The organism is Actinoplanes sp. ATCC 53533, from assembly GCF_003947245.1.
The window spans coordinates 25,779-34,576 of sequence record NZ_QHHV01000147.1; the positions used below are offsets into that span (position 1 = coordinate 25,779).

Consider the following 8,798-nt stretch of genomic DNA (forward strand, 5'->3'; position numbering starts at 1 on the left):
ACCCTCCCGGCCACGGGTGCCGTCGTGCCACGATGAGCCAAATTCATGTCCGCCTGACTTGTAAGGCCCCCCACGATATCGATCTAATCGAGGGATGCTGGACCCGCACTTCCTCCCGGCCACGGCGCTGCCCGCCACCGGCTCCGACGTTTTCGGCCCGTTGCAGGGCGGAGAACGGGGCCTGTGGCAGGGCCGCTGCGCCGTCGCCGAGTACGCCTTCGACGAAACCGCGTCGCTGCCGCGCTGGGTGCTGCCCGAGACCACCGAGGTCCTGGTCACCGACCACCGGATCGTCTATGCGTACACCCGCTCGGACTCTCCCGACGGGCGTGAGGTCACCTCGGGCGAGCTGCGCTGGCTCTGGCCGCAGCACCTGCGGGTGCAGCCGGGCGCCCGGACGGAGGGCCGCTCGGCCGCCGCGGCGCAGATCCAGCTCGTGTGCGCCGCCTCCGACGGGTCCTTCCCCGCGCTGGTCTTCGCCGGTGGCGAGCTGGGCACGGTCGGGGACGCCGACAGGCTGGCCAATCTGATCCGGCACGCGATCGCCCGGTTCCGGGTCGACAACGCGGCGCATCTGGGCCTGTCGACGCCGCAGACCCGGATGCTGTCGCGGCTGCTGATCGGCCCGGAGTTCAGCAACTTCCAGGGCGGCGAGGGTCAGACGGTGACCCTGCTGGGCGCGCTGGCGGTGCACCGCCCGGCTGGCGCCGAGCCGCCGGCCGATCCCCCGCACGCCGGCTACGCGCAGTCCGCCGAGCCGCAGCCGACCGACCCGGAGTTCGGCGGCCGGGCTGTTGACGAGCCTGGGCCGGCGCCGCACATCTCTCCGCTAGGCGATCCGGGGCACGACAGCCTGCTGCTCGCCAGCCTGCACGGAGACCTGCCGCGGCCGCATGATCTCGCCCACGCGGCGGAAGTGCCCCAGCCCTACGCCTGGGACCGCCCGGTGGCGGCCGAGGAGCCGTATCCGGCTGCGGCCGGCGGCACGACCAGGCGCCTGTCCGGCTACCGCCCGGGTCTCGCCGCCGACGAGGCGCGGGCGCTGCAGGCGGTCGCGGCCGAGCAGGACACCCACCTCACCCAGCCGGATCTCGCATCCCGCGCGGCCAGTCTCGCCGCACGGGTGGCCGAGCTGGTCTCCGCCGCGGAAGAAGCCACGGAAGCAGCCGCACAAGTGCACGCGGCGGAGGCACAGGCCGCGGCCGAATGGGCCGCGGTGGAAATCCGAGCCGCGCAAGCCCGGGCCGTGGCGGAAGAAGCCGCGGCGGAGCGGGCATTCGCGGCGCAGGCGGCGGCAGAGCAGGCGGCCGACTCCTCCGAGATCCCGACCACCGACCTCACCGCCCGGGCCGAACGGGTCCGCCGCGCCGCCGCGCGCTTCGCCGCCAATTCGGCACGGGGCAAGGCGGGCGCGCTCCGGCCGGAGCAGGACCTCGGCTCGACCAGCCGGGGCAACCGCACTTACTGAGCCGACCGCACTTACCGAGCCGACCGAGCCCGCGAGGGCTCGGTCAGACGCTGACGGTGACGGTGAAGCACTTTCCGGCGGTGACCCGCTCGTCGTGCACCTGGTGGGCGCGGCGCAGCAGCTTCATCAGCTCGTCCTGCTGGCGGATCCGGGCCCGATACTTCTCCGGCAGGCTCTTGAGATGCGCTTCCTCGTCGAGGAGCTTGTGGTAGATCTCGTCGCAATACCGCGGGTCGGTCTCGATGTCGAGGAACTCGGTCGCGTGCCGGCGCGCCGCGGCGACGTAGGTCTGCGCCCGGCCCTTCGGGCTGAGCAGCGACGCGACCACGGTGACGAACAGCACACCGAGGATGAAGCCCAGCGAGGCGCCGGTGCTGATCTCGACCACGTCGATGTGCTCGCCGCCGTTGATGAACGGCATGTTGTTCTCGTGCAGCGCGTGCAGGATCAGCTTCACCCCGATGAAGGCGAGGATCGCGGCCAGGCCGTACGAGAGGAAGATGAGCCGGTCCAGCAGCCCGTCCAGCAGGAAGTAGAGCTGGCGCAGGCCCAGCAGCGAGAACGCGGTGGCCGTGAAGACCAGGTAGACGCTCTGGGTGAGGCCGAAGATGGCCGGGATCGAGTCCAGCGCGAACAGGATGTCGGTGCCGCCGATCGCGACCATGACCAGCAGCATCGGGGTCAGCACCCGCTTGCCGTCCTGGATGGTGAACAGCTTGTCGCCGTCGTAGTCGTCCGAGGTGCGCAGGAAGCGCCGGGCGATCCGGATGATGATGTTGTCCGGGGACCGGCCCTCGCTGTCGTCGCCCTTGAGCAGGTTGCCGGCGGTGATCAGCAGGATCAGGCCGAACACGTAGAAGATCCAGGCGAACGAGTTGATCAGCGCCGCGCCCAGGAAGATGAAGCCGGTCCGGGCGATCAACGAGAACACGATGCCGAAGAGCAGCACCTTCTGCTGGTCGGCGCGCGGCACCTTGAAGCTGTTGAGCAGCACCAGGAAGACGAAGAGGTTGTCGACCGACAGCGCCTTCTCGGTCACCCAGCCGGCGAAGTATTCGGCGCCCATGTCGGTGCCACCGAAGATCAGCACCCCGAAGCCGAACACGATCGCCAGGCCGACGTAGACGGCCGACCAGGCCGCCGCCTCCTTGAGCGTCGGAACGTGCGCGCGCCGGACATGGAAATAGAAGTCGAAGATGACGAGTCCGACGATCCCCACCACGGTCAAGACCCAGACCAGACCGGACACCTGCATGACAACACACTCCACGGAGTCTCGGTCGATCGGCGAGATCCATCATGCTAGGAGCCGGGTGGCGTCGCTAGGCCCTTCGTCGAGGCGTCGGTCACGGCGGCCTTCAGTTGCGCGGCGGTCAGAAACAACGTGCCGGTCAGGTCGGCACCCCGGAGATCCGCGCCGCGCAGGTCGGCGCCGGTGACGTCGGCCGACCGCAGGTCGGCGCCGCGGAGATCCGCGCCGATCAGCAGGGCGCCGCGCAGGCTCGCGCCGCGCAGGTCGGCGCCCTTGAGCCGGCGGCCGATGAGATTCGCGCCACGGTGGTCGGGCCGGCGGCCGCCGGACCCGGCCCGGGCCAGCTCGCTCGCCTCTTGCAGCAGCGGATTGACCCGCCGCCGGTGCGCATCGACGTCCAGCGCGAGCAACTCCTCGGGGGTGCCCGCGGCGAGCGCGGCGGTCTCGTCGAGGGCGGCGCGCAGCCCCGGGTGCAGCCGGCGCGCTGCCGGCAGTTCGAGCGCCTTGGTGACGTACCAGAGCAGCTCGTGGAGCTGGCGCATGACCGGCAGCACCGCGAACATCTGCCCGGCGATGCCGGGCGTCTCCCGCCATTGGCGCCCACCGAAGGTCACCTGGGTGACCTGCTGACCGGCCCCGAAGCAGTCGAACACGACGCAGCCGGGGAAGCCCCGCTCGGGGAGCATGTCGTGGATGTCACAACGGAAGTCCTCGGCCAGATTGGGGCAGGGCTTGCCCGCGGGCTTGTTGATGGCGAAGTCGGACGACTTGGCGAAGGCCGGGGCGACGCAGCAGAGCGCGGCGCACTGGCCGCAGTCCGCCCGCAACTGATCGAGGGTCAACACGCGTTGACCGTATACCGAGCCGCGTTTCACGCGCTGTGACCGACATGTTCGTTACCTGCCGTCACCATGGCATCTGACCGAAGGTAACTCATAGTCGCCAATTCGGTCATCCGACCAGGTGAGATCCGCATCCGTCCGTACGGGTGACTACGCTCGGTCATCCTCACTACGCTGCGTTGATCCCCCACAGCTACGAGGAGAACTGCTGATGCGTGCACGGAAGACGGCGGCCATCGCCACGATCGGCTGCGCCGCCGCACTCGGCCTGGCCGCACCCGCGGCAGCCGCCGACGCGGCGCCGACCATCTCGGCGCCGGCCAGCCGCAACGGCTTCGGCCCCATCACCATCGCCGGTACGGCCCCCGCGGGCAAGACGGTCGAGCTCTACGAATCGGCGTACAAGTTCAACGACTTCTACCGGTCGCCGAACTACACGGGCGGCGGCTACGTGACGACCACCGCCTCCGCCTCGGGCCGCTACGAGCTGAGTCGCGACCTGGACTCCGGCTTCCGCTTCTACGTCGTGGTGGACGGTGTCGCGTCCAACCGCATCTCGGTGGCGATGGGCATCGTGCCGACCATGACGATGAGCGCCTCGAACGGCACCGTCGACGTCTCGGTGACGGCCGACCCGAGCCAGCCGGGTCTGCCGGTGCACATCCAGCAGAGCACGGGCAGCGGCTGGACGAACGTCGCGGGCGGCGTAACCGTCGGCGACGCGGCGATCTTCTCGACAACCCTGAGCGGGCAGGGCACCGGGACGAAGTCGTACCGCGCCGTGATCGACGCCGACAGCATCAACAACCTGCTCGCGGGCCACACCGAGACGGTGTCGATCAACGTCGGCAGCGGCAGTGGCAGCGGCGGCGGCTCCACCCCGACAACGCCGACCACCCCCACGACACCCACGACGCCGACCAAGCCCAGCACGCCGGCGGCGGCCGCACCGAAGGCCGGCGACGTGCAGTTCACGAAGATCGTCTACAACTCGCCGGGCGCCGACAACGGCAGCAACACCAGCCTCAACGCCGAGTACGTCCGGATGACCAACCGGACCAACAAGACGATCAACCTCAAGGGCTGGACGATCCGCGACGCCGCCGGGCACGTCTACACCATCGCGACCGACCAGAAGATCAGTGCCGGGCGGACCGCCTACGTGCACACCGGCAAGGGCACCAACGGCAGGCCCGACAGCGGCCACCGGTACTGGAACCGGACCGGCTACATCTGGAACAACTCCGGCGACACGGCGTACCTGCGCAGCCCGGCCGGCAAGTCGATCGACTCCTGCAAGTGGACCAGCAACAAGAACCAGACCTACTGCTGACCACCGCCGCGCTGACGGCCCTCCGGCTCCCCGCCGGAGGGCCGTCGTGCTGGGTAGGGTGCCCGGGTGCCTGATCATCTGCCTGACTGCCCGTGCTGCGGCGGCACCCTGTCCCCGGTCGACTTCGCGGTCCGCTCGACCTGGCCGGACCCGATGCTCGCCCTCTCCCCGGAGGACCGCGACGCCACGTGGGGCAACGAGCACCTGCGGGCCGCCGCTGACCTCGGCGCGTTCGTCCGCTGCCTGATGCCGGTGCGCCTGACCGGCGGCGGCACCCTCGAATACTCCGTCTGGCTGCGGGTGCCCGCGGCCATGGTGCGGCACGCGAGCGAGATCTGGGAAACCCCCGAGTACGCGGACCTGCGCCTCGAAGGCACCGTGGCGAACGCGATACAGCCGTGGACGGACATGCTCGGCGCGCCGGCCCGGGCCGAGGTCCGCGACCCCGAGTCGATCCCGTACCTGGTGGCCGACGAGGGCACCCTGATGCACCGGGTGCTGCACGACGAGTGGGACCGCGACGACGTGCTCAGCCGGCTCACGTACGCGCTGCCGACCCCGGTCCGGCAGCGCATCACCACGCGCTGGTCGCTGGACCGCTCCGCGGGCCTTGAGCTGCGCAGGCACCAGGACCGGATCTTCTTCGGCGGCCCCGGCCGCACGGTGCACCTGGACCCGCTGGGCACGCCCGCGGACGCGGCGCCGGCCGACATGATCCGCGACCTGACCGCGGACTCACCCCCCGACCGCGACGGCGAGCTCACCGAGACCGACGAACAAGTGCACCGGTACGCCTTCTGGCGCCCGGCTCTGGGCGACGGCCGGATCGTGCACAACCTGCACGGATACGTCGCGGTGCCGGGCGACCTCCTGCACCTGGTCTGCGTCTACGACGACCCGGCGGACCTGGCGTGGGCGCAGCGGACCTGGCGCTCGGTGCGGCCCGAAGCAGGGATCCAGCCACCCCCGTGCTAGCGTTGCACAAGCGACGCGGGGTGGAGCAGCTCGGTAGCTCGCTGGGCTCATAACCCAGAGGTCGCAGGTTCAAATCCTGTCCCCGCTACGAGTCGAAGGGTCCCTTGTCCGCGGAAAGCGCGGACCGGGGACTCTTCGCATTTCTACCTGGGGGCCGAGCCCCCAGACCCCCACGGTGCGGTGGTTGCTCTGGGAGCGGCTGTCGCTCTGCGGACGCTGTTGCTCTCGCTCTGAAGACGCTGTCGCTCTGAAGACGCTGTCGCTCTGAAGACGCTGTCGCTGTTGCTGTTGCTCTGAGGGCGCTGTTGCTGTTGCTCTTTAGGCGTTGCCAGCGTTGCTGTTGCTCTGAGGGCGCTGTCGATGTTGCTCTTGAGGCGCTGGGAGTGTTGCTGGTGCTGGTGCTCTGGGGCGCTGTTGCTGGTGCTTTGGGGGGTGGTTGCTGTTTGTTTGGGCCGTTTTTTTATGTTTTGCCTCCGGGGGTCGGCGTGTCCAGTTGGCAGATGACAGGTGTGGCGGCTTTTGTTCGTCTTGCCTACAAGCGGCGGTTCGCTACCGAGGCGGCTGGGCGGGCGGTGCTGGCTAAGGCCAAGGGTCGGTCGTCGCCGCCGCCGGGGATTCGCAAGCGCTGTGTCGTGGCGCATCGGCAGGTGCATGGCCAGGACGTGTATGTCCTGCGCTCACGGCGGGCCGCGGGTCCGTCCGAGCAGTCGGTGATCTATCTGCACGGTGGGGCGTACACCAGTGAGATCGTCAAGGAACATTGGGCGTTGGTCGCATACCTGGCCGAGCGGACCGGCTTCGACGTGCACGTGCCCATCTATGGGCTGGCGCCGCGGCATCACGCGCTCGAGGCCCTTGCCCTCGTCACCGAGGTGATCTCCGATCTGACTGCGGGAGGTCGCCGCTGCTACCTCGCCGGCGACTCGGCCGGTGGCGGTCTGGCCCTGCTGGCCGCGCAGGCTTACGCGGGAGATCCGGGACGGCCGGTGGCGGGGCTGACGACCATCGCGCCGTGGCTGGACCTGACCATGTCCAACCCGGGCATCCCGGCCGTCGAACGCGTCGACCCTTGGCTGACCAGGGCAGGCCTGCATCCCATCGCCGCTTCCTGGGCCGGCGGCGTGCCGCTCACCGACCCCCGCCTCAGCCCGCTGTACGGCCGCCTGGACGACCTGCCGCCACTGCAGGTGCTGGTCGGTACCCGAGACATCACTTTGCCCGACTGCCGGGCTCTGCGGGACCGCGTGGCCCCGGGCACACCGGTCACGTATCACGAGGAACCGGGCGCGATCCATGTCTATCCGCTGCTGCCCGTACCGGAGGCAAGGCCCGGCCGCGAAGCGATCGTCGAGCACATCCGCAAGAGCCTCGCCTGACCCGGTCCTTCCGCCGGTCGACCCGGCGCAGCGCCACCCGATCCCTTGGCCGGCGATCCGCGGGCCGCTGCGGCATCGCGGAGGAGCCCGGACCGAGCCAGACCAGACGCCCGTCCCCGGCCGCCCGGTAAAACTGCAGCGAGATCGGCGTCCGCGTCCGAAGGACCGCGGGCGCAGTGAGCCGACGACGTCCCGCGCGCACTCGACGGCGCGCACGGACCGCGCCCCGTCCCGGCAATCTCGGGCCGGCATGGCCGACCCGGCAAGCGCTCACCACCCGCGCATCGAGGAGGATCAGGGTAGGGCGATGAGCTTGAAGCGGTCCTGCAACCAGGGGATCAGCTGCTCGTAGGCGGTGATCGTGTCGGGCTGCCGATAGTCGTGGGACAGCACGATCGCGCCCTTTCGCACGCGCTGCTGCACCGCATCGACGACCTTCGCGACGTGCGCCGCATCGGTTTCGCCGTCCGGGTGGTCCCAGTCGCGCGGGTCGACCTGCCAGTAGATCGACGTCATGCCGAGGCCGGCCGCCACCGCCACGAAGCGCTTGGTGAAGTTGCCACCCGGCGCCCGCATGTACTTGATCTGCGCACCCGGCACGGCCTGGCGGATCGCGTTGTTGGTGCGCTGCAGGTCGGACAGGATCGCCGCGGGCTTCTGCCGGCCGAGCGTCAGGCTGTGCTGCCAGGTGTGGTTGCACAAGGTGTGCCCCTCGGCGGCGATCCGCCGCACCAGTTCCGGGTGCGCCACCACGTTCCGACCGACCAGGCAGAACGTGGCCTTGACGCCGTGCTCGGCGAGCAGGTCGAGCAGCTTGGGCGTCTGCACGGGGTCAGGCCCGTCGTCGAAGGTCAGCGCGACCCCGGCTTTGCCGGTCTTCACCAGGCTGTTGGCGGGACCGCCGAAACGCGGTCTGCCTTGCTTCGGCGGCTTGGCCTCACCGCCCGAGGCGTCCTTGTCAGGCTGCGCGGGACCAGACGCCGAACCGCTGGACGGGTCGGATGTCGAGTCACTGGGCGCCTCGTCCTGCGGGTCTTCGGACGGGTCGGGTGCGGGACCTTCGGGCGCCTCGTCCTGCGGGTCGCTGGACGGCTCGGATGCCGAGGCCTCGTCCTGCGGTTCGGATGGCGAAACCGACGGTGACGCGCCGGCCGTGGCCGCGACCCAGGCCGGGGTGCTCCCGGCGGCGGCGGTCGTGCCGCAGCCGGCCAGCCCGGCCAGCGCCAGACCGAGCAGAAACACCTTGGGGGTACGCATCGAGTGAGCTCCATCCGAGGGGCGCAAGCGGGAACGGGAGAAATATCGCGGAGTTCCCGGGCACGAAGATCGCTCGCGGGCGAGGCTGGCACTGATCGGGGAGGAGCCCCGCCCCGAATCGCGGTCACCGGGGGCGGCGCCGCTACATAGGCAGGCTCGCGGGTCGACCGGTGACCACTGTCGCCGCGGCGACCAGGGTCAGGGCACGAAGGCGCGTTCTGATGGCACAGCGCTACTCCCTCGATCAGTCCGTACCACTAGATACGAGGGTTCGGCCCACCGAGATCACCGAATG

General features: G+C 70.1%; 6 protein-coding genes, 1 tRNA gene and 1 pseudogene. 5 read left to right on the forward strand and 3 right to left on the reverse strand.

The window, feature by feature from the left end:
- The first annotated feature begins 94 nt into the window (after positions 1–94).
- Positions 95–1,468: a translation initiation factor 2 gene (locus tag DMB66_RS40120; protein WP_125809356.1), complete on the forward strand. Its 1,374-nt coding sequence runs from the start codon at positions 95–97 to the stop codon at positions 1,466–1,468.
- Between the two features lie 274 nt (positions 1,469–1,742).
- Here DMB66_RS40120 and DMB66_RS40125 read toward each other — a convergent pair.
- Positions 1,743–2,723 (reverse strand): annotated as a pseudogene (locus DMB66_RS40125) (TerC family protein); the annotation flags it as partial.
- A gap of 47 nt (positions 2,724–2,770) precedes the next feature.
- Positions 2,771–3,565 (reverse strand): pentapeptide repeat-containing protein, encoded by a 795-nt coding sequence (locus DMB66_RS40130; RefSeq protein WP_233625176.1) that lies wholly within the window; start codon positions 3,563–3,565, stop codon positions 2,771–2,773.
- Positions 3,566–3,773: 208 nt separating this feature from the next.
- On the opposite strand from DMB66_RS40130, the gene DMB66_RS40135 reads away from it, so the two are divergent.
- From DMB66_RS40135 to DMB66_RS40150, 4 genes are all read left to right on the forward strand, one after another.
- Complete coding sequence (locus DMB66_RS40135) at positions 3,774–4,895, forward strand: lamin tail domain-containing protein (protein WP_233625177.1); 1,122 nt, start codon at positions 3,774–3,776, stop codon at positions 4,893–4,895.
- 66 nt (positions 4,896–4,961) lie between these two features.
- Positions 4,962–5,870: a DUF2199 domain-containing protein gene (locus DMB66_RS40140; RefSeq protein ID WP_125809358.1), complete on the forward strand. Its 909-nt coding sequence runs from the start codon at positions 4,962–4,964 to the stop codon at positions 5,868–5,870.
- 14 nt (positions 5,871–5,884) lie between these two features.
- Positions 5,885–5,958, forward strand: a tRNA-Met gene (locus DMB66_RS40145).
- Positions 5,959–6,253: 295 nt separating this feature from the next.
- Entirely contained in the window at positions 6,254–7,246 is a 993-nt protein-coding gene (locus DMB66_RS40150) for an alpha/beta hydrolase (protein WP_233625178.1), read from the forward strand.
- A 294-nt stretch (positions 7,247–7,540) separates the two neighbouring features.
- On the opposite strand, the gene DMB66_RS40155 is transcribed toward DMB66_RS40150, so the two are convergent.
- Complete coding sequence (locus tag DMB66_RS40155; protein WP_125809359.1) at positions 7,541–8,503, reverse strand: polysaccharide deacetylase family protein; 963 nt, start codon at positions 8,501–8,503, stop codon at positions 7,541–7,543.
- Positions 8,504–8,798: the final 295 nt, after the last annotated feature.